The sequence below is a fragment of the Gemmatimonadota bacterium genome (assembly GCA_016714015.1).
GTDB lineage: Bacteria > Gemmatimonadota > Gemmatimonadetes > Gemmatimonadales > Gemmatimonadaceae > Pseudogemmatithrix.
In genome coordinates this window covers 49,496-69,959 of the sequence record JADJNZ010000005.1, presented here as the reverse complement: position 1 = coordinate 69,959, position 20,464 = coordinate 49,496, and the positions used below count along the sequence as shown (strand labels likewise).

General features: G+C 70.3%; 22 protein-coding genes. 9 read left to right on the top strand and 13 right to left on the bottom strand.

Going from position 1 to position 20,464, the window contains the following annotated elements; all coding sequences use genetic code 11:
* Both IPJ78_10670 and IPJ78_10665 read right to left on the bottom strand, forming a co-directional pair.
* On the bottom strand, positions 1-654 hold the full coding sequence (locus IPJ78_10670) for a polysaccharide biosynthesis/export family protein (protein ID MBK7907009.1): 654 nt from the start codon (positions 652-654) through the stop codon (positions 1-3).
* A gap of 103 nt (positions 655-757) precedes the next feature.
* Positions 758-2,257: a sugar transferase gene (locus IPJ78_10665; protein MBK7907008.1), complete on the bottom strand. Its 1,500-nt coding sequence runs from the start codon at positions 2,255-2,257 to the stop codon at positions 758-760.
* Between the two features lie 154 nt (positions 2,258-2,411).
* On the opposite strand from IPJ78_10665, the gene tadA reads away from it, so the two are divergent.
* Positions 2,412-3,542 (top strand): Flp pilus assembly complex ATPase component TadA, encoded by a 1,131-nt coding sequence (tadA, locus tag IPJ78_10660; GenBank protein MBK7907007.1) that lies wholly within the window; start codon positions 2,412-2,414, stop codon positions 3,540-3,542.
* Positions 3,543-3,546: 4 nt separating this feature from the next.
* On the opposite strand, the gene IPJ78_10655 is transcribed toward tadA, so the two are convergent.
* The 6 genes from IPJ78_10655 to IPJ78_10630 are packed head-to-tail and all read right to left on the bottom strand — an operon-like array spanning position 3,547 to position 8,819.
* A complete protein-coding gene (locus tag IPJ78_10655; protein MBK7907006.1) occupies positions 3,547-4,389 on the bottom strand; it encodes a hypothetical protein in 843 nt (280 codons plus the stop codon).
* The gene (locus tag IPJ78_10650; protein MBK7907005.1) at positions 4,386-5,324 is read right to left on the bottom strand and encodes a GDP-L-fucose synthase; all 939 of its coding nucleotides are present in this window, start codon (positions 5,322-5,324) and stop codon (positions 4,386-4,388) included. Before IPJ78_10650 ends, IPJ78_10655 begins: the two co-directional genes overlap by 4 nt.
* A 48-nt stretch (positions 5,325-5,372) precedes the next feature.
* Entirely contained in the window at positions 5,373-6,725 is a 1,353-nt protein-coding gene (locus IPJ78_10645) for a TIGR01777 family protein (protein MBK7907004.1), read from the bottom strand.
* A 23-nt stretch (positions 6,726-6,748) separates the two neighbouring features.
* Positions 6,749-7,369: a DNA-3-methyladenine glycosylase 2 family protein gene (locus IPJ78_10640; GenBank protein MBK7907003.1), complete on the bottom strand. Its 621-nt coding sequence runs from the start codon at positions 7,367-7,369 to the stop codon at positions 6,749-6,751.
* Positions 7,369-7,752: a response regulator gene (locus IPJ78_10635; GenBank protein ID MBK7907002.1), complete on the bottom strand. Its 384-nt coding sequence runs from the start codon at positions 7,750-7,752 to the stop codon at positions 7,369-7,371. Before IPJ78_10635 ends, IPJ78_10640 begins: the two co-directional genes overlap by 1 nt.
* Complete coding sequence (locus IPJ78_10630; GenBank protein ID MBK7907001.1) at positions 7,749-8,819, bottom strand: DNA adenine methylase; 1,071 nt, start codon at positions 8,817-8,819, stop codon at positions 7,749-7,751. The genes IPJ78_10635 and IPJ78_10630 overlap by 4 nt, the downstream gene beginning before the upstream one ends.
* A 143-nt stretch (positions 8,820-8,962) precedes the next feature.
* On the opposite strand from IPJ78_10630, the gene IPJ78_10625 reads away from it, so the two are divergent.
* The 4 genes from IPJ78_10625 to IPJ78_10610 all read left to right on the top strand — a co-directional run bounded on the left by IPJ78_10625 (position 8,963) and on the right by IPJ78_10610 (position 14,376).
* The gene (locus tag IPJ78_10625) at positions 8,963-11,287 is read left to right on the top strand and encodes a 3-hydroxyacyl-CoA dehydrogenase/enoyl-CoA hydratase family protein (GenBank protein MBK7907000.1); all 2,325 of its coding nucleotides are present in this window, start codon (positions 8,963-8,965) and stop codon (positions 11,285-11,287) included.
* A 2-nt stretch (positions 11,288-11,289) separates the two neighbouring features.
* Complete coding sequence (locus IPJ78_10620) at positions 11,290-12,462, top strand: thiolase family protein (protein MBK7906999.1); 1,173 nt, start codon at positions 11,290-11,292, stop codon at positions 12,460-12,462.
* 121 nt (positions 12,463-12,583) lie between these two features.
* Positions 12,584-12,928: a hypothetical protein gene (locus IPJ78_10615; protein ID MBK7906998.1), complete on the top strand. Its 345-nt coding sequence runs from the start codon at positions 12,584-12,586 to the stop codon at positions 12,926-12,928.
* A gap of 134 nt (positions 12,929-13,062) precedes the next feature.
* Positions 13,063-14,376, top strand: coding sequence for an aminopeptidase P family protein (locus tag IPJ78_10610; GenBank protein ID MBK7906997.1), 1,314 nt, complete (start codon positions 13,063-13,065; stop codon positions 14,374-14,376).
* Here the strand turns inward: IPJ78_10610 and IPJ78_10605 are convergent.
* On the bottom strand, positions 14,348-14,746 hold the full coding sequence (locus tag IPJ78_10605; GenBank protein MBK7906996.1) for a VOC family protein: 399 nt from the start codon (positions 14,744-14,746) through the stop codon (positions 14,348-14,350). The genes IPJ78_10610 and IPJ78_10605 overlap by 29 nt on opposite strands.
* 86 nt (positions 14,747-14,832) lie before the next feature.
* Between IPJ78_10605 and IPJ78_10600 the strand changes: the two genes are divergently transcribed.
* A complete protein-coding gene (locus tag IPJ78_10600) occupies positions 14,833-15,411 on the top strand; it encodes a MarR family transcriptional regulator (GenBank protein MBK7906995.1) in 579 nt (192 codons plus the stop codon).
* A 15-nt stretch (positions 15,412-15,426) separates the two neighbouring features.
* On the opposite strand, the gene IPJ78_10595 is transcribed toward IPJ78_10600, so the two are convergent.
* Complete coding sequence (locus IPJ78_10595) at positions 15,427-16,470, bottom strand: phosphotransferase family protein (protein MBK7906994.1); 1,044 nt, start codon at positions 16,468-16,470, stop codon at positions 15,427-15,429.
* Between the two features lie 190 nt (positions 16,471-16,660).
* Between IPJ78_10595 and IPJ78_10590 the strand changes: the two genes are divergently transcribed.
* From IPJ78_10590 to IPJ78_10580, 3 genes are read left to right on the top strand one after another with little or no spacing between them, the layout of a single operon-like run.
* Positions 16,661-16,831 carry a hypothetical protein gene (locus IPJ78_10590; protein MBK7906993.1) on the top strand — a complete coding sequence of 57 codons (171 nt, stop codon included), beginning with the start codon at positions 16,661-16,663 and terminating at the stop codon, positions 16,829-16,831.
* A gap of 40 nt (positions 16,832-16,871) precedes the next feature.
* Positions 16,872-17,102 (top strand): hypothetical protein, encoded by a 231-nt coding sequence (locus IPJ78_10585; protein MBK7906992.1) that lies wholly within the window; start codon positions 16,872-16,874, stop codon positions 17,100-17,102.
* A 59-nt stretch (positions 17,103-17,161) separates the two neighbouring features.
* Positions 17,162-17,461 carry a hypothetical protein gene (locus tag IPJ78_10580; GenBank protein ID MBK7906991.1) on the top strand — a complete coding sequence of 100 codons (300 nt, stop codon included), beginning with the start codon at positions 17,162-17,164 and terminating at the stop codon, positions 17,459-17,461.
* Between the two features lie 31 nt (positions 17,462-17,492).
* On the opposite strand, the gene IPJ78_10575 is transcribed toward IPJ78_10580, so the two are convergent.
* The 3 genes from IPJ78_10575 to IPJ78_10565 form a co-directional block, all read right to left on the bottom strand.
* Positions 17,493-18,689 carry an acyl-CoA dehydrogenase family protein gene (locus IPJ78_10575; protein MBK7906990.1) on the bottom strand — a complete coding sequence of 399 codons (1,197 nt, stop codon included), beginning with the start codon at positions 18,687-18,689 and terminating at the stop codon, positions 17,493-17,495.
* A gap of 29 nt (positions 18,690-18,718) precedes the next feature.
* Complete coding sequence (locus IPJ78_10570; protein ID MBK7906989.1) at positions 18,719-19,522, bottom strand: SDR family oxidoreductase; 804 nt, start codon at positions 19,520-19,522, stop codon at positions 18,719-18,721.
* Between the two features lie 264 nt (positions 19,523-19,786).
* On the bottom strand, positions 19,787-20,317 hold the full coding sequence (locus tag IPJ78_10565) for a YceI family protein (GenBank protein MBK7906988.1): 531 nt from the start codon (positions 20,315-20,317) through the stop codon (positions 19,787-19,789).
* Positions 20,318-20,464: the final 147 nt, after the last annotated feature.

Sequence of the window (20,464 nt, the reverse complement as noted above, 5' to 3'; positions counted from 1 at the left end):
TCAGTTCCCGAGCAGGACGATGATCGAGATCACCGACGCGATGATGGTCGAGACCGCCGCCACCGTCGTGATCTGCCGCTGGTTCCGGATCCAGAAGGACTGGTCCTGCACGAAGATCGCGTCCCCCGATCGCAGGTCGAACGCCCCGAGCGACTGCTCCACCGTCAGGTTCAGCTTCGTCCCGTCAAAGCGCAGGAGCTGTACGCGCGGCAGCCCTTCGGCGCCAACCGTGCCCCCCGCCCGCGCGATCACCTGGATCGCCGTCGAGGTCGGATCGACCGGATACACGCCGGGGGCCCGCACCGAGCCGAACACCGGCACCGGACGGATCAGCCGCACGTCGACCGGCGTGTTCACGATCCGGTCGCGGAAGCGCGTGATGAGGAGCGAGTTCAGCGAATCCGCCGTGAGCCCGCCGAGCTTCATCCGCCCGAGCGAGGGCACGATCGCCGTGCTGTCGTTCTGCACCAGCAGGTCACCCGAGAGCTCCGGCTCGCGCCAGACGTTCACGCGCACGATGTCGCCGGGCTGTGTCGTCCACGGCCGCAGCATCGACTGCGGGAGCGGCGTCGGCGCCACTGGTGCGGACGGACGGCACGCACCGAGGGCGAGGATGCCCCCCAGGAACAGGCGACGTCGCAGGGTCGAGGTCATGGTGCAGGATGGGAGAATGGACGTGCTTCGCATGCGAATGAATTCTGATGTAATACGACTCACGGGCCCGGACGAAACAGCCGCCGAGCGCCCCGTGGCGGGGTCAATACGCCCCCCGCATGCTCACCACCGCCGGCACCGTCCGCGCGAGGATCACCAGGTCGCGCCACACGGTCCACCCGCGGATGTACGCCGATTCCAGCTTCACCACGTCCTCGAAGTCGGTGATCGCGTTCCGTCCGCCCACCTGCCAGGGCCCCGTGATCCCCGGCAGCACCTCGAACCGCACGAAGTGGTGCGGCTTGTAGCGTGCCACCTCGCTCGGCAGCGCCGGGCGCGGACCCACGAGCGACATCTCGCCCCGCAGCACGTTGATCAGCTGCGGCAGCTCGTCGAGGCTCGACCGGCGGAGGAAGCGCCCCACCGTCGTGAGTCGCGGATCCCCCTTCACCTTGAACAGCGGATCCGACGCGTACTGGTTCGCCCGCGCCAGCGCCGCCTGCTGCGCCTCCGCATCCTCCACCATCGTGCGGAACTTGAGCAGCGTGAACGGGTCGCCTCCCAGGCCCACGCGGACCTGCTTGAAGAGCACCGGTCCGCGCGACGTCGTGCGCACGAGCACCGCGATCAGCGCCACGAGCGGCGCCCCCACCACCAGCCCCACCACCGCCCCTGCCAGATCGACGAACCGCTTCACCACCAGCTGCACGCCCACCAGCGCCGGGCGGCTCAGCAACGCGAGCGGCTCCGCCCGCCGCAGCAGGAAGCTCGGCTCGTCGAGCCGCTGGAACGCCCGCCGCCGCGTCGCGAAGACTCGGCACCCGGCGCTCGACGCCGCGATCATCAGGCTCTGCAACGCCGCATCCCCGAGCGGTCCCACCAGCACGATCGCGTCGGCATTCGCCGACGTGAGCGCATCGTAGAGATCCCCCGGTCCGCCCGGCGCATCGCTCGGCCAGGCATCGGTGATCTCGAAGAACCCCGGCGTCACCCCTTCGTCCGTCTCCGCCGTGCGCCGGCGCCAATCCTCCCGAACCCCCGCCAACACCTCCGGCACGCCGGCGATGAGCGTGCGCGACGGCTCGAGTCCGCGGGGGTCCAGCGACCGCAGCGCCCCCGTGATCACGCGGCGCTGGAGCACGAGCGCCCCCCACAGCGTCACCAGCACGACCGACAGCGCCGACGCGCGCGCGAAGAACGACGCCGTCCAGATCTCCGTCCAGCGCGGCAGCGCCAGCCCGACGAGGAGCGCCGCCATGATGCGCCCACTGTGCTTCTCGCGCTCCGTGTAGCTGTACGATCGCGTCGCGACGAGGCAGAACACCATCGCGCTCAAGCGACGCGCGAGCGGCAGCGGCTCGCTCGGCAGCAGGAACCGGAGGAAGTCGTAGCCGTCGGTCCCGAGCCACTGGCCCACCTGCGAGAGCGGGACCATCGCCAGCACGATGAACACGGCCGCGAGCGTCACCGCGTCCGATGCCACGATCATCCCGCCGTACACCACCTCACGCCAGAACCGACGCCGCTGCAGGCGCACCGCACGCTGGCGGGCACCGAGTCTCGCGATATGGGCAGCCGGCTCGATGCTGACGGGAGTGATCATTACCGTATGGTGTGACGAATTGTAGGTCACTGGCTATTTACAGTCCAGTATTTACCTTCGGGCCCAGCGCCTCGTCCCTAGGCGATGAGGCCCTCCATAGCTTCGGCCGTCTCCCGTCGTTCCGACCTCCACCGCGACCGCGCCCCCACGTCCCATGGCTCCTGAGACGGGCAGCACGTCCACCACCGCCGCACCAGAAGAGGTCGAGCGGCTCCGCACGATCCTCACCGCGGCCGTCTCGCGCAACGCGACGGACATCCATATCCGCGCCGGGGACGCCGCCTACATCCGTGCCGACGGGGAGCTCGTCCCGCTCGACACCGGCATCCTGAACGCGAAACAGACCTACGAGATGACGCGCCACATCCTGGCGACGTCTCCCAACACCCCGGACATCACGGCGATCCACGACCACTCCGGCCCTTGGTCGGCGCCGGGCATCGGCCGCTTCCGCCTGAGCCTCCTCAAGCAGCGCTCGAGCTTCATGATCGTGCTCCGCGTCATCCCCGATGTGCTGCCGACCTTCGAGTCGCTCAACCTGCCCGCGTCGCTCGCCTCCATCGGCCTCGCCGATTTCGGCATCATCCTCGTCGCCGGCGCGCAGGGCGGGGGCCGGACCAGCACCACCGCCGCGTTCGTCAATCACCTGAACACGCACAGCCCTCGCCGCCGGCACATCGTCACCGTCGAGCGGGCGCTCCGCTTCCTGCACAAGAACCACGCCTGCGCCGTCACGCAGCGCGAGATCGGCATCGACACCGCCTCGTACGCCGTCGGCGTCCGCGCCGCGATGGAACAGGATGCCGACGTCGTCGTCATCGGCGACCTCGACGATCCGGAACTCGTCGAACTCGCCATGCGCGCCGCGGAGCAGGGCCGGCTCGTCATCGGGCAGGTCCGCGCCACCGATGTCACCTCCGCCATCCGGAGCATCCTCGAGCGCTTCAGTCCGGACCGCCGCGACTCCGCCCGCCTGCAGCTCTCCGAGCTGCTCCGCGGCGTCATCGCGCAGCGCCTCCTCCCGCGCGCCGACAGCCGCGGGCGCATCGCCGTCGCCGAGCTCATGCTGATGACCCCGACGGTGAAGGACGTCCTCTCGGACCCCGGTCGCCTCGCCGAGTTGCGCAACGCCCTCTCGGAGGGCCGCGCCCAGTACGGGACGCAGACCTTCGACCAGCATCTCGCCGACCGCGTCATCGCCGGCCAGGTCTCGTTCGAGGTCGCGGTCTCGCTCGCGACCAACTCGCTCGACTTCGAGCTCCAGTTGCGCGGATTGCGGCGCTAGCCGCTCAGTCCTTCCCCGCGATCCGTCCCAGCAGCCGCGCCCACCACGGGCGCGCGCCGCTCGCGGTCACCGGCGCGACCGGCAGCGGCCCCTCGCCCGCGAGGATCCGCGCAGGGTTCTCGACCAGCAGTCGTCGTACCTGCTGCTCGGCACCGCGCTTGACCAGCAGCGCCGCCGCCCGCGCCGTCGCCGGCTCTCCGCGCGCATGGTAGTCGCTCGCGAGGTAGTCCACCCAGCCGAGCGAGAGCAGCACGTTGGCCACCGCGCGCGCGCGATCGCCATGCTGTCCGAGGAACGATCCCGCGTTCACCTGCAGGTGCGCTCCCGCCGCCCGGCAGCGGGCGAGCACGGTCAACCGCGAATCGTGGTTCCGGTACCGCTCCGGATGCGCGAGGATCGGCCGATAGCCATGCCGGCGGATGTTGTGCAACGCCCATTCCGCGTTGGGCGGCAACTGCATCGCCGGGAACTCCACCAGCACGAACGGCCCGCCCGCGAGCCGCACGCGGTCGTCCCGAAGGTCGGGGTCGGGATCGTCGAGCATGAGTTCCACACCGCGCGCGAGCCGCGGCAACCCGGGCGTCGCCGCCTGCGCCTGGTCGAGCTGCGCCCACGCGCCGTCGAGCGCCGCCAGCCGGACGTCGAGCATCGCCGGCATCTTCGTCAGCGATCCGTCGAAGTGCGGCGTGGTGAGGCAGGTCGCGGCGCCCTGTGCGGCGAAGTGCCGCAACGCCGTCAGCGACTGCGCGACATCGGCCGAGCCGTCGTCCACCGCCGGCATCAGGTGACTGTGGAAGTCAGTGAAGCCGTACCACGGCGACGCGGCCGACGCGCTCGCCTCGCTCATGCCCCGCCCTGCGCGCGCCACCACGCCACGGTCTCCGCCAATCCCTGCGCGAAGTCGGTCCCCGCGCGGAACCCGAAGCGCTCCGCGGCACGCGAGGTGTCGAGCCCGCGGCGCGGCTGCCCGTTCGGCTTCGTCGCATCCCACACGATGCGCCCGGTGAAGCCTGTCGCCTGCGCCACCGCTACGGCGAGGTCGCGGATCGGCATCTCGCCGCCGCTCCCGAGATTCACCGGGTCGGCGTCGTCGTAGCGCTCCGCGGCGAGCACCACTCCCTCCGCCGCATCGTCCACGTAGAGGAACTCGCGCGTCGGCGAGCCGTCGCCCCACAGCACGACCTCGTCGCGCCCCGCGCGCCGCGCCTCCTCCATCTTGCGGATCATCGCCGGGATCACGTGCGACGTCTCGGGGTCGAAGTTGTCCCCGGGGCCGTAGAGGTTCACGGGCAACAGATGGATCGCGTGCATCCCGTACTCCTGCCGGTACGCCTGCGACTGCACGAGCAGCATCTTCTTCGCGAGGCCGTACGGCGCGTTCGTCTCCTCGGGATAGCCGCTCCAGAGATCGTCCTCGCGGAACGGCACCGGCGTGAACTTGGGATAACTGCAGATCGTCCCGATCCCGACGAACTTGCGCACGCCGAACACGCGCGCCTGCTCGAGCGTCTCGACCCCCATCACGAGGTTCTCGTAGAAGAACCGCCCCGGATGCGCGCGGTTGGCGCCGATCCCGCCCACCACCGCGGCGAGATGGATCACGACGTCGGGGCGCGTGTCCTCATACAGTCGGATCACCTGCGACTTCTCGCGCAGGTCGTACTGCGCCGAGCGGGGCGAGTGGATCGCCGCGCACCCGCGCCGCTCGAGCGCCGCCACCACGCGCCGCCCGAGGAACCCCGAGCCGCCCGTCACCACCACGACCGCGCCGTTGAGCTCCATGCGGGAGAATCTACGGATGCGGCGCGCAGGCGACCACCGCACCTCCGCTCACAGCAACCCGAGCTCGAACCGGAGCGCCGATGACACCGACCGGTGCAGGAACGGGAAGCCGCTCGCCTCGAGCACCGCCGGCCGCACCCGCTGGCTCGCCAGCACCGTGCCATCCGCCATCTCGCCGAACAGGGCCTTCAGCGCGAGCGCCGGCACCGCCGCGAACGTCGGACGGTGCAGCAGCCGGCCGAGCGTCTCGGTGAAGGTCGCGTTCGTCACGGGCTCCGGTGCCACGACGTTCATCGGCCCCTGCACTGCCGCCGACTGCATCGCGTGGTGCACCGCCCCGACGTAGTCCTCGCGCGAGATCCAGCTCATCCACTGCCTGCCGTTCCCCAGCCGACCGCCGGCCCCGAGTCGGAACGGCGTCAGCATCTTCGCGAGCGCGCCGCCGGACGGATTGAGCACGATCCCCGTCCGCGCGAGCACCACGCGGATCCCCGCATCGCGCGCCGGCGCGGTCGCCGCCTCCCACGCGGCCCCCACCTCCGCCAGGAAGTCGTCACCGTGCGACGACGTCTCGTCGAGCCACGCATCGCCGCGGCTCCCATAGATGCCGATCCCGGACGCACAGACGAGCACCTCGGGCTTCACCGCCATCCGCGCCAGCGTCTCCGCGATCAACCGTGTGCCCTGCACGCGACTCGAGAGGATCTCCGCCTTCGTCGCGGCGGTCCACCGCTCGGCGACCGAACTCCCGGCGAGATGGATCACGGCGTCGACCCCGTCGAGACCCGCGGCCGCGATCTGGCCGCGCGACGGATCCCACCGCACGTCGCTCCCCGCCCCACGCCCCACGGTGCGCACGGTGTGGCCGCCCGTCGTGAGGAACGGCACGAGCGCCGCGCCGAGGAAGCCGCTCGCCCCGGTGATCGCGATGCGGCGCGCCCCGCGCGCCGCGAACGTCGCGTGCCGCTCGAGATCCGCGCGCGTCAGCGCATGACGCCATCGCAGCAGTCCTTCGAGCTTGCCGCGCGTGAATGCGTCGGCGACGAGCCCCCCGAACGGCGGCAACGGCAGGCGATAGCGGATGGTGTCGTCCAGCACGCTCGTCCCGTCAGGCTGCGGCTCCATGAGGTGCCGATGCTCCCAGCTCGCGAACGGCCCGGCGCGCTGCACATCGCGGAACTCGCGCCCCGCGACATAGCCAACGTGCTCCATCTCCCAGGTCGTGCTCGCCGGCCCGACCGGCACGCGCAACGTGACGCGCGACCCGTCGCGGATGCCGCCGCTCCGCGACACGACCGTCGCCGGCTGGAATCCGGGTGTCAGCCGCTCGAACGCGCCGGGGCGCTCATGCCACGCGAAGAGCGCCTCGGCGCTCACCGGGAAGGGACTGCGCAATGCCACGACCGTCTCGCCGGCCGCGACCGCTACTGCGGAGGATCGTCCACCCGTCTCCAGAGATACCACGAGGCCACCGTGCGATAGGGCGCCCAGCGCGCGCCGATCTTCGCGACGCGTTCGGGCGTGGGGTGCGTCCGAAGACCATACAACAGCTTGATGGCCTTCTGGATGCCGAGGTCGAGCACCGGCAGCACGTCGGGCCGGCCGAGGCGGAACATCAGGACCATCTGCGCCGTCCACTCGCCGATGCCGCGGACCTGCGTGAGCGTCGCGATCACCTCGGCGTCGTCCATCTCGTGGATGGCGTTCACCGGGATGGTCCCCGCGTGCGTGTGGCGCGCGAGGTCCTTGATGTACTCCACCTTCCGCGTCGAGAGCCCCACGGCCCGGAGCTTCGCATCCGGGGTCCGTGCGACCTGCGCCGGCGTCGGCGTCGCGCCTCCGTAGAGCGCGAGCACGCGCCCGTAGATGGTCGAGGCCGCCGCGCCCGACAGCTGCTGGTACACGATGGAACGCGCGATATGGTCGAAATGGGTCCCGGCGTTCTCGCGCGACCAGCCGCAGCGCCCCGCCCGCGCCATCCAGTCGCCCAGCACCGGGTCCACCGCGCGCAGGTGCGCGATCGCCTTCGCGTGCCGGGCGGCCATCAGTCGGCGATGCCCAGCTCGACACGGATGCGCTTCACGACATCCGGCGGATTGAACGGCTTCCGCAGGAACGGCGGATTGGTCCCGGCCACCCGCAGGAGCGCCGGGTCGTGGGGATAGCCGCTCATCAGCATCACCTTGGGCGGTGCCGGCATCGCGAGCAACCTCGCCGCGAGGTCCACGCCACCCATCCCGGGCATCACGACATCGCTCAACAACAACGCGATCGGTCCATCGGCCTCGGCCAGCACCTCGAGCGCATGCACGCCGTTCTCGCCCAGCAGCACGCGGAACCCGGCGCGCTCGAGTGCGGTCTTCAGCAGCTTGCGCACGCCGGCGTCGTCATCGACCACCAGGAGGAGCGGTTCCGAGGCCAGGCTCATGCGGGCACCCCGGCACGCGCCGCGAGCCGCGAGAGTCCCTCCGCCGCGATCGCATCGGCCTCCGGGCCGGCGATCCAGAGCCACTCGGTGTTGCGCACGTGGCTCACGCGTCCCACGCGCTCGCCGCGCGGATTGTGGATCCCGATGCGCGCGCCGACGTACCGCGCCGACTCCACCGGCACGAGCGTCACCGCGTCGAACCGCTCGCTGAGCAGCGCGCGGATCGCCTGTTCGGTGAAGAAGCCCTCGTCCGAGAACGAGAGCACCACATGCCTCGCCTTCACGCCCGTCACCACCTCACGGAGCGCGTTCCACGCCTCGCCGCGCTGGTTGAATGCGCTCTTGGTCGTCCGGCAATCCTCGCGCTTGCGCGCCACGCCGTACGCCGGCGGCGCGTCGCCGCGCACGAGCGTCTCCCACACATGATAGTTGGAGTAGTACGAATGTTGGTTGTACGGCGGGTCCAGGTACGCCACGTCGTACACCTCGGGGCGGGCGACGCAGACGCGCGCCTCCTCGTGCAACGCGCGCCCCGGGCCGTCGAGCAACGCGGGAAGCCGGAGCGACAGCGGCTTCGCGCTCCGCGCCGACCACTGCTTGAGGTACGCCATCTGCAGTCCGGTCGTGGAGTCGACCTTGTCCGCCGCGAGCAACAGCGCGGTGAGCAGGATCGCCCGCTCGGCCGCGGTCGCATCCAGCGCGTCGAGCGCACGACGGATCGCGTCGATCCGCATCCCGTTCATCGGCTGGAAGTACCGCGCCGATTCGCAGAAGGTCGCCGTGATGTACCCGCGCTCCCCCGGCAACGCGTCGAGCGCGGCCGCGAACCCCTCGAGCCGCTCGCGCGACACCTGCCCCGCGTCGGTCGCGATGTACGCTTCGGCGAGCACCGCGCTGTAACTCGCGAGGTCGTTCGCCGTCACGGCGAACCCCGCCGCCTTGAGCCCCTGCGCCACGCGCGTCGTGCCCGTGAAGAGGTCGAGCACCGTCCGTGCCCCCGGGATCGCCGACACGATCGCGACGAGATGCGGGACGAGCCGCCGCTTGGAGCCGAGGTACTTGATCACCCGCTCAAGCTATCCCGCCCACGCCACGCCGGACCAGTCGCGGCCTGCCGGACCCGCGCTACCTTCCATGGCAGGCCCGAGCCCTGCAGAGGCCGCCGCGGCCAGAGCCGCTCCCCCCGCATCACCACCACCTCGGAGCACGCATGCGGATCACCAAGGTCGGAGTCATCGGCGCGGGCGCCATGGGGGCCGGCATCGCCGCCCTCGCCGCCAGTGCCGGACTCCCCGTCGTCCTGCTCGACATCCCCGGCAGCGACGACCCCAAGTCCCCCGACCGTTCGAAGCCCGCCCGTGATGGGCTCGACCGCGTCCGGAAGTCCAAGCCCGCCGCGTTCATGGACCCGGCGGCCCACGCACGGATCACCACCGGCAACACCGCCGACCATCTCAAGCTCCTCGCCGACTGCTCCTGGATCTGCGAAGCGATCATCGAGAAGCCCGAGCCCAAGCAGGCGCTCTTCGCCCGGCTCGAGACCATCGCCCCCGACGCCATCGTGACCTCGAACACCTCGGGGATCCCGATGGCGATCCTGTTGCAGGGGCGCTCCGCACGCTTCCGGCAGCAGTTCCTCGGCACGCACTACTTCAATCCGCCTCGCTACATGCACCTGCTCGAGCTCATCCCCACGCCGGAGACGGCGGACGAGGTGATGGGCACCATGCGCCACTTCCAGGAGCGCATCCTCGGCAAGGGCATCGTCGTCGCCAAGGACGTGCCCGGCTTCGTCGCCAACCGCCTCGGCGTGCACGGCATGGTCGTCGCCGGCCGCCTCATGGTGAAGCACGACCTCACCATCCCCGAGGTCGACACGCTCACCGGCGCGCTCATCGCGCGCGCCAAGACCGCGACCTTCCGCACCGGCGACCTCTCCGGCCTCGATGTGCTCGTGCACGTCACGGCGGGGCTCTCGCAGACGACCGGTGAGGACCTCGCGCTCGAACCGTTCATCCACGCGCTCGTGAAGTCCGGCCGCCTCGGCGACAAGACCAAGGCCGGCTTCTACAAGAAGGACGGCAAGGAGATCCTCGCGCTCGACTGGAAGACGCTCGAGTACAAGGACATGGGGCGCTTCTCCACGCCCGAGATCGACAAGATCACCAAGGCGCCGCCCGCCGCGCGCGTCGCCAAGGCGAAGGACATCGGCGACAAGCACGGCGAGTTCCTGCGCGACCTCATCGTCGAGCAGTGCCACTACGCCTGCTCCCTCGCGCCGCAGCTCGCCTATGACCTCGCGGCGGTCGACCGCGCGCTCGAGTGGGGCTACGGCTGGGAGATGGGCCCCTTCCGCACGATGGACGCGATGGGCCTCGAGTGGCTCCGCGCCGAGATGACCAAGCGCGGCAAGAGTGTGCCGCCGCTCCTCGCGAACGCCGGCGCCGCGTTCTACACGGTCGAGGCCGCGGGCGAGATGATCCCCGCGCTCGACTCCGCCACTCGCGTCGCGGTCCCCGCCATCCCCGGACAGCTCTCACTCGCGCTGCTGCGCGCGCAGGGCAAGGTGCTCAAGGAGAACCCCGAGGCGCGGCTCGTCGACCTCGGCGACGGCGTCCTCTGCCTCGAGTTCTGCGGCAAGATGAACACCCTCGGCGACGGCGTCATGACCATGGCCGCCACCGCGCTCGACATCGTCGACAAGGGGACGTACCACGGCCTCGTCATCGGCAACGACGACGCGCGCACCTTCACCGCCGGCGCCAACCTCGCCGGCGTCGGACAGGTCGTGCAGGCCGGGGACTGGAAGACCGTCGAGGCGATGGTCAAGCGCTTCCAGGACACGGTGATGTCGTTCCGCTTCGCACCGTTCCCCGTCGTCGCCGCGCCGTTCGGGCTCACCCTCGGCGGCGGCACCGAGGTCTCGCTCCACTGCGACCGCATCCAGGCGCACGCCGAGCTCTACATGGGACTCGTCGAGGTGGGCGTCGGACTCATTCCCGGCGGCTGCGGCACCAAGGAACTCGCGTTCCGTTTCACCAAGGCGCTCGAGGCGTACGCCGAGGCCGATCCGTTCGAGGGGATCAAGCGCGCCTTCCAGATGATCGCCCTCGCGCAGACCAGCACCTCCGCACACGAGGCGCGCGCCATGGGCTTCCTGCGCCCGCACGCCGACCGCATCTCCATGAACCGCGACACGCTCCTCGCCGACGCGAAGGCGCGCGTGCTCGACCTCGCCCCCGACTACGTCGCGCCGCTGCCGAAGCGGATGACGGCCCTCGGCAAGGCCGGCGTCGCCAATCTCGACTACGCGCTCTGGTCGTTCAAGGAAGCGGGCCAGGCCTCCGACCACGATGTCCGGATCGGCCACGAGATCGCGGTCGTCCTCTGCGGCGGCGACGGCCCCGCGCGCGAGGTGACCGAGCAGGACCTGATCGATCTCGAGCGCGACGCGTTCGTGCGGCTCCTCGGCACCAAGGAGACGCAGGCGCGCATCACGCACATGCTGACCACCGGCAAGCCGCTGAGGAACTGACCATGCGCAACGAAGTCGTGATCGTCAGTGCCGCGCGCAGTGCCGTGGCACGAGGGAAGAAGGATGGCGGACTCGCGTCGGTGCACCCGATCGACCTCTCCGCCACCGTCATGAAGGCCGTCGTCGAGCGCGCGCGCTTCGACGCGGGGCAGATCGACGACGTGATCTGGGGCTGCGCCATGCCCGAGTCGGGTCAGGGACTCAACGTCGCGCGCATGGCCTCGCTCCGCGCCGGCTTCCCGGTCGACGTCTCGGCGATGACCGTCAATCGCTTCTGCTCGAGCGGCCTGCAGACCATCGCGCTCGGCGCGCAGGCCATCCTCAGCGGGATGAACGACGTCATCCTCGCCGGCGGCATGGAGATGATGTCCGCCGTCCCGATGTCCGGCTATCACACGCGGCTGCACCCGGAGATGACCGAGGCGAGCATCGGCATGGGCTTCACCGCCGAGCGGGTCGCCAAGCGCTGGGGCATCACGCGGCAGATGCAGGACGAGTTCGCGCTCGGCTCGCAGCAGAAGGCGGCCGCCGCACAGGCGGCGGGGAAGTTCACCGCCGAGATCGTCCCCATCGAGGTGGAGCGCGTGAAGTACGTCGGGGCGACGAAGCATCGCGAGGTCACGACGTTCGCGACCGACGAGATGGTGCGCGCGGGCACGACCCTCGAGGGACTCGCCAAGCTGCCCCCGGCGTTCAAGCCTGGTGGCACCGTGACGGCCGGCAACGCGTCACCGCTCAGTGACGGAGCGGCCGCCGTGCTCATGATGTCGCGCGCCACTGCCGATGCGCTCGGGCTCGCACCACTCGCCCGCTTCGTGACCTTCGCGACCGCCGGCGTCGATCCCGACGTGATGGGCATCGGTCCGGTGAAGGCCGTGCCGAAGGCGCTCGCGAAGGCGGGCGTCTCGCTCGCCGACGTGAAGATGATCGAGTTGAACGAGGCCTTCGCCGCGCAGGGCCTCGCTGTGATGAAGGACCTCGGCATGGACCCGGCGCGCACCAACGTGAACGGCGGCGCGATCGCACTGGGGCACCCGCTTGGCGCGAGCGGCGCCAAGCTCACGGTGCAACTCTTGCATGAGTTGGGACGGAGCGGGGGCGGCTTGGGAATGGTCACGATGTGCATCGGCGGCGGGATGGGCGCGGCCGGTCTCTTCGAGGTCTATCCGCAGTAGCCACAGACACTTGGCCACCCTACCCGTTCGGGTGGGGTGGCCTACCCGCAGGGGATTAATTCCTTGCACCTTTTGGTGCAAGCGACGACCTTCCTCGTGTACTCCTCACCGGAGATGTCCCGTGGCCACCATTGCCCAGCCGTACACGACCGCTGAACGCGCGACCGCGATGTCCCGCGCCGAACGCCTCGATGCCATCGAGACGGAGATCCGTGCCCGCACGCCCCGCGCCTCGGCGCGCCTGCACATCTCGCTCTCCAACCCGCCCATCCGCACCGTCTACCAGACGCAGATGCGCATCGTCGGCAATCGCGATGACGTCCTCGACTTCACCGCCGCGCTCTACGACGAGGTGAAGGGCATGGTCCGTCCGGACGGCACGCTCCCGCTCGCGGTGCAGGCGATCGAGAGCGAGAGCTCCGAGCACATCCAGCTGTTGCTGACGCGGGATCTGTACGAGGGCTAGAAGGCGGAAGGCAGAGTGGAGAAGGACGACGCGGGGGTGAGCCATGGCTCACTCCCGCTGTCTCGTTCCCGGAGGAGGATGGCGGCGCTCCGCGCGATCGGCGGCTATGTTCACGGCGCCCTCATCCCCTCCTCATGCGCCGACTGCTCCTCTCCACGCTCTGCTGTCTCGCCACCGCGCTCCCCCTCCGCGCCCAGTCCCACCTCGAGGCGCGCAACCGCTGGGCGCGACTCTGCGAGATCCGGCGCGAGAAGTTCGACCGCATCCTCCCCGAGGCGATGCGCGAGAACGGCATCGACATGTGGATCGTCGCGATGCGCGAGGGGCATCACGACCCGTTGTGGGAGCTGCTGGGCCGCGGCTACGTGGGCACCACCGGCTACTTCATCTTCACCGACCGTGGCGGGGACCGCATCGAGCGCATCGCGGTGGACGTGACCGACCATCACCGCGAGGCCTGCGGTGCATACGATCCCGAGCCGGAACGATTCGACCTCGCCACGTTCGTGCGCGAACGGGACCCGCGCCGCATCGGCCTCAATCTCTCCACCGAGATGGGAATGGCCGACGGACTCTCCCACACCCTGCACACGCAGATCGTCGCCGCGCTCGGTCCCGCGCTCGCGGGACGCCTCGTCTCGGCCGAGAAGCTCGTCTCCGACTTCAGCTCACGCCGTGTCGCGAGCGAGCTCGTCGCGTTCGGCGACGCGACCGAGATCGGTCGGCAGATCGCCGAGCGCGCGCTCAGCAACGAGGTGATCACGCCGGGCGTGACCACGCTCGCCGACGTCGCCTGGTGGATCCAGGAGCAGCAGCTCGTGCGGGGACTCGGCTCGTCGTTCGAGGTGCCAAGCATCTACGTCACCGGCCCCAACGGGATCGAGGCGACCTCGAACGACCGCATCATCCAGCGCGGCGACATCATCATGATCGACTTCGGGGTCGGCTTCCTGAACATGTGGACCGACCAGAAGCGCATCGCGTACGTGCTCAAGCCGGGCGAGGTCGCGCTCCCCGCGAGCTATCAGCGCGCGTTCGACCAGGCCGTGCGCGTGCGCGAGGTGATCCGCCGGACCGCGAGGGCGGGCAAGACCGCGCAGGCGATGATGGACGACGTGAACGCGGCGATCGTCGCGGCCGGCTTCTCCGCGATGCGGGGCTTCAACCAGGTGCGCGCCGACGCCTCGACCGAGTTCATCATCGGCTGCCACTCGGTGGGCGACTGGGGCCACGGCATCGGGCCGTCGATGGCGTTCTTCAACCCGGGGCGGCTCCGGTTCGAGATCCGCCCCTCGAACCTCTTCTCGATCGAGCTCTTCGCCTACACGCCGATCCCCGAGTGGGGCGGCAAGAAGCTGCGGATCCCGCTCGAGGACGATGCCGTGGTGACGGCGCGCGGGGTGGAGTGGCTGTCACCGATCAATCATCGGATCCAGCTCGTCCGATAAGCCGCTGCTCCGCGATCCCAATGAGGTTCCGCTCGGGATCACGGCAGAAGCACATCCAGATCTCGTGCGTCGCCGTCTTCCCCACGAGATGCGGCTCGTCGTCGAACGGCACGCCGCGCGCGCGCAGGTCGGCGTACGCCCGCGCGCAATCGGGCACGTCGAAGTAGAGAATGGAGTTCCGGTGGTCGAACTCCGGCGCGCTCGGCGGCGAGAGCATCAGCCGCACGCCGCCCGCGTCGAAGAAGGCGAGTCCGTGCATCTCGAACTGCAACGGCAGTCCGAGTCCGTCCCGGTAGAACGGGACCGCCGTCGCGACGTTGTGCTGGACCAGCGCGACCTGTTGCAGCTTCCCCAACCGGATCCCGTCCATCGGTGCCTCCGCTGATCGGGCCGCGGCCGCGCGCCTGACGCCGCCCGGGCTTGCCCGTTAGTTAGCATTGCTAAATATTATCGGACATGCCGTCACGCCGCGCAAGGCCCGCCACGAGCAGCGCCCCGACGATCGACTCGATGCCGGCGCGCACGCCTCGCATGACGCGCGGCACACGCACGGCGGCAGGGGTGCACCCCGCCGCTGAGCCCCTGCACCGCGGCGCGCTGCACCTGATCCGACTCCTGCGCCGCGAGGACGACGCCAGCGGGCTCTCCCCCGCGCGACTCTCGGCGCTCGCCGTCCTCGTCTTCGGCGGCCCGACCAGCCTTGGCGCGCTCGCCGCCGCCGAGGGCGTCAGCGCCCCCACCATGTCGCGCCTCGTGACCGAGCTCGAACGCGGCCGATGGATCCGGCGTCGCCCCGATCCCGCTGACGCGCGCGCGACACGCCTCGAGGCGACTGTCGCGGCGCGGCGACTGCTGCTCGCGGGGCGCGCACGCCGGCTCGAGGCGCTCTCGGCCGCGCTCGACGGGGTCTCCGACGCGGATCGCGCCGCGCTCGAACGCGCGGTCCCGGCGCTCGAACGACTCGTGCATCGGCTCACCACCGGGGCCCCGACCGCCACGCCGCGGACCGCACGACGCCGTCGGCGCTTCGACTAGGCGCGGACGCTTCGCCTAGCCCGCGGCGACCCTGACGCCCATCTCTGCCAGCAGCCGCACCGCGTCACCGAGGCGCGCGAACCTCTCGTCCGTCGTGTGCCCCTGCCGGTACCGCGCGAAGATCTGCTGCGCGATCACCGCCACCTTGAAGAGCCCGAACGCGTGGTACCAGGCGGACGAGCGCATGGACCGCCCCGATCGCTCGAGATAACGCGCCCACAGCTCCGCGCGGGTGAAGTTCCCCGGCAGCGCCGTCACGCCGAGCCCGAGGGTCTTGAACGCGGGATCGTCCCCTGCCTCCACCCAGTAGGCGAGGGACGTCCCTACGTCGAGCAGCGGGTCACCGAGCGCCGCCATCTCCCAGTCGAGCACCGCGACGATCCGCTCCGGCTGCGTGGCATCGAGCACGAGGTTGTCGTACTTGTAGTCGTTGTGCACCAGGCAGGCGCCCGACTCGCTCGGCTGCCGCTCGGCGAGCCAGGCCGCGAGCTGCGTCATCGCCGGCACGTCGTCGGTGCGCGACCGCTCCCACCGCTCCGTCCATCCCTCCACCTGTCGCTGCACGTACCCCATCGGCCGTCCGAGCCCGCCGATCACCGGATCGCTCGGCGTGGCCCCATGGATCGCGACGAGCGTCTCCACGAAGCGCTCCGAGAGCGCCCGGAACCGCTCCGGCGTGAACACCGAGGGGGCCGTCGCCCCGCGCAGGATCAACCCGCGTACGCGCTCCATCACGTAGAACGGCACTCCGATGACCCTCGCATCCTCGCAGGTCGCGAACGCCCGCGGCGCGGGGACCCCGCGGAGCTCTAGCACGGACAGGATCCGCGCCTCGCGCGGCATGTCGTGCGCTTTCCCCGACGACACGCCGCGCGGCGGACGCCGCAGCACCGCCTCGCCATGCGTGCAGCCGAGCAGGTAGGTCAGGTTGGAGAATCCGCCCGGGAACTGCGACACCTCGTTCACGCGCCCCAACTGCGGGAGCTCGGCTGCGAGCCAGACGTTCAGGGCGTCGAGCGGGAGTTCCTCGCCGTCGCGCACAGGTCTCGTCTCACGCATCGGTCAGCGTCGCTCACGGGTGGAGTTGAGCGTGAATGATGGCCGTGGCTCCCGGCCTCTGCCAGTCGCAGGGCGACGGGGAGCTAGTGCCGACCTACCTCCTTCGGGCGATGTCGCCCGAGCAAGCGCCGGAACTACCGTGAGAGTGTGACGCGGATGTCCCGCGCACACGGCCAACACGGAGACCCCCATGCAAGTCCCGAAGCTCGTCGTTCCGGTCCCGGTCCCGTCCGAGACCGCGACACCGACCGTCCCGAGGCCGGCGAAGGTCGACCACCCCGCCACCGATGAACTGGTGACCCCGACCGACCCGAGGCTGTCGAACTCGATCTTCGGCGATCGGAAGCCGGCGAAGAAGTGACCTGAATCGTCGCGCGGTAGCGCGCGACCCCGGAGGCTCCATGCGTCCCAGCAGGACTGCAGGACTTATCCTCGTCATCGTCGGCGTCGCCACGCTCGCACTCGGCGGTTCCTTCCCGGGGACGCGCGAAGCGCTACGCATCGGGGACCTGCGTGTCACCACCGAGGTGCGGCGCCCCATCAGCCCCTGGATCGCGACCGTCGCGATCCTCGTCGGAACAGTGCTCCTCGTCACCGGGGCCGGGGACCGCTCGGCCAAGACGCGGTGGTGATCGTCATGCGCTCAGCGCCTGACCGTCGGCGGAGCCGCCTCGGGTCGATCCCTCACGCGATGATCGTGCTCGCCGCGATCGCCGCGGTCGGCATCCCCACCGGCATGCACGCGCAGTCTCGCGAACATGGACCTCGGGCAACGCGCGTCGGCGTGTCCCGCGCGATCGCACCGCGTGCGCCCGGCCTCCGACCCGATGCCGCGAAGCAGCACGTGGCCACACCGATCGATGCGGCGATGCTCGTGATCGGGGGCACCGCGTTGCTGATCGGACTCTCGCACGACGGCGAGGCGGGGCGGATCGTCTCCCTCGCCGGCGCCGTCGTCGGCGTCGTGGGGCTCGTCAACTACCTGCGCTGAGTCGACACGGGCGCCGCGGCGCCCGCTGACGCTATCCGCGCCGCCGTGTGCCGCGCGGCATGCCCGCTGCCTCGAGGATCCGCCGCGCGACCGCCGACTTGTGCACCTCGTCCGGCCCGTCATAGATGCGCGCGCCGCGCTCGTGGCGGAACCAGTACGCCAACGGCGTGTCGTCGGTCATCCCGAGCGCGCCATGCACCTGGATCGCGCGGTCGAGCACGCGCTGCAGCACACCGGCGACGTGGAACTTGATGAGCGAGATGCCGTCCCGCGCCGCATGCGCCCCCTCCCGCTCGATCCGGTGCGCCACATCGAGTACCAGCAGTCGCGCCGCGTCCATCTCCGCGCGGCACTCGGCGATCCAATGCTGCACCACCTGCTGCTGGCCGAGCGGCTCCCCGGGCGACAGCTCGCGCGTCGCAGCCCGTTGCACCATCAGGCGGAACGCGCGCTCCGAGATCCCGAGCCAGCGCATGCAATGGTGGATGCGCCCGGGCCCCAAGCGCTCCTGCGCGAGCGCGAACCCCTGCCCCTCCGCGCCGATCCGGTTCGAGACCGGCACGCGCACGTCGACGAATCGCAGTTCGGCGTGACTCGCGTAGTCGCTCCCGCCCTCGCCCATCACCGGGATGTTGCGCACGAACTCCAGTCCGGGCGCGTCCATCGGCACGATGATCTGGCTCGCGCGCTGGTGGGCCGGCGCGTCGGGCGCGGTCACGGCCATCACGATCGTGAACGCGGCGCCATCCGCCGACGACGTGAACCACTTGTGCCCGCTGATCACGTACGACTCGCCGTCCCGCACGGCCGTCGTCCCCATATGGACCGGGTTCGAGCCCGCGAACTCCGGTTCGGTCATCGCGAAGCAGCTTCGGATCTCGCCGCGCGCCAGTGGCGCGAGCCAGCGCTCCCGCTGCTCGTCGCTGCCGTGCGCGAGCAGCAGTTCCTCGTTCCCGATGTCAGGGGCGTTGCAGCCGAACAGATAGTGTCCGATCGGGCTCTCGCCGAGCACCGCACTCACCTCGCCGAACGCCGGCAGCGGCAGCCCGAGCCCGCCGAACGCGGGCGGGAGGTGGGGAGCCCAGAGTCCGCGCCGCTTCACCTCCGCGCGAAGCGCGCCGAGCTCCGGGAGCAGCTCGGCGAAGGGGCGCGAGAGGAACGCGCGCTCCATCGGGTGCGCGTGCGTCTCGAGGAACGAGCGGATCTCCGCCAGCGGGAGTGCGGTCATGCGGTCACCTCGGTGCGGGTCGCGCGGACTCAGCCGTCGCCCGTGCGGTCCTTCTTGGTCGCCCCGCGCGCCGATGCCTCGAGCGCGCCCCACTGCGCGGGCGTGAGCTGCGACATCCATGAGAACTGGCCGCCACCCTTGAGCTTCTCGCCACCGTCGATCGTGATGCAGTCGCCGTTGATGTAGTGCGAGAGATCCGACATCAGGAAGGCCGCGAGGTCCGCCAGCTCGATCAGTTCGCCAGGCCGCCGCATCGGGATCCGGTCGATCGCCGCGTCGAGCATCCCGGGATCGGGGAGCAGGCGGTCCCACGCACCCTTCGTCGGGAAGGGCCCCGGCGCGATCGCGTTGCACGTGATCCCGCGCGGACCCCATTCCACCGCGAGCGAGCGGGTCATGGCGAGCACGCCCGCCTTCGCCGCCGCCGACGGCACGACGTACGCCGACCCGCCCTCGGCGTAGGTCGTCACGATCGAGAGGACCCGTCCGGGGCGCGCGGCCGCGAGCCAGCGCTTGCCGAGCGCGAGCGTGCAGTAGAACGACCCGTGGAGCACGATGCCGAGCACCGAGTCCACGGCGCGATGCGAGAGCCGCTCCGTGGGCGAGGCGATGTTGCCCGCCGCATTGTTGACGAGCCCGTCCACGCCGCCGAAGTGTTCCCACGCCGCACCGATCATCGCGTCCACGGCGTCGGGATCCCGCACGTCGCAGGCGAGCGGGAGGACCGTGCCCCCGTGCGCCGCCATCATCTCGTCGGCCGCGGCGCGGAGCACCGCCTCGCGGCGCGAGGCGATCACGACCTTCGCGCCGAGTTGCAGGAACCGCTCCCCCATCGCGCGACCGAGCCCGGTCCCGCCGCCGGTGATGAGGATGACGCGGTCCTTGAGGAGATCCGCCGAGAAGCTCAAAGAAGACCTGCGACCACGCGCACGCGCATCGGGAGCACCGGGTATGAGGACTCGGCAAGGATACCGCGGGAAGCCGTGCGAGGGAACAGCGCAGCTGAGGGACCGAACCCCGCGATGGCTGATGCGGGGAGCGGCCACCGCGCCACCCCCCGCATCACCCTTCCGCCTCCACCCTCGAGCCTTCGTCGTTTACGCCGCCACCGGGGCCACCGCCACCGCCTCGGCCTCGATGTGCAGCTTCACCTCGTCGGAGACCATCACGCCGCCGAACTCGAGCGCCATGTTCCACACCAGCCCGAACTGCTCGCGCGAGATCTTGCCGTTCGCGACGATCGACGTGCGCTGGTTGCCCCAGGGATCCTTCACTTCCTGCGACATCTCGCCCTTGAGCGTCACCGACTTGGTCACGCCGCGGATCGTCAGGTCGCCGACGATCGTGAGTTCATCGCGCGTACCCGTGATCTTCGTCGACGCGAACGTGAGCTTGGGGTGGTTCGCCACATCGAAGAAATCCGGCGACTTCAGGTGCCCGTCGCGCTGCTCGTTGTTCGTCGTGATGCTCGTCGCGTCGATCTCCATCTGGATCGCGGTTGGCACGCCAGCGGCGTCCGTCTCGCCGGTGCCGTTGAAGACGTTGAAGGCGCCGCGCACGGTGGAGATCGCCATGTGCTTGACCGAGAAATCGACGTTCGCGTGGGTGGTATCGATGTTCCACTTCATGGGAGAGACCCTCTGGAGGTTGGGTGCTGGCGCGCCCTTGCATTGGGGCGCTTGGGAGATCGATGGAACGGTTCCTACGGCTGCCTAGTAATCTTATTTCGGTGATTTAGACTGGTACATATCTTATAACTGAGATAATAAGTAGCG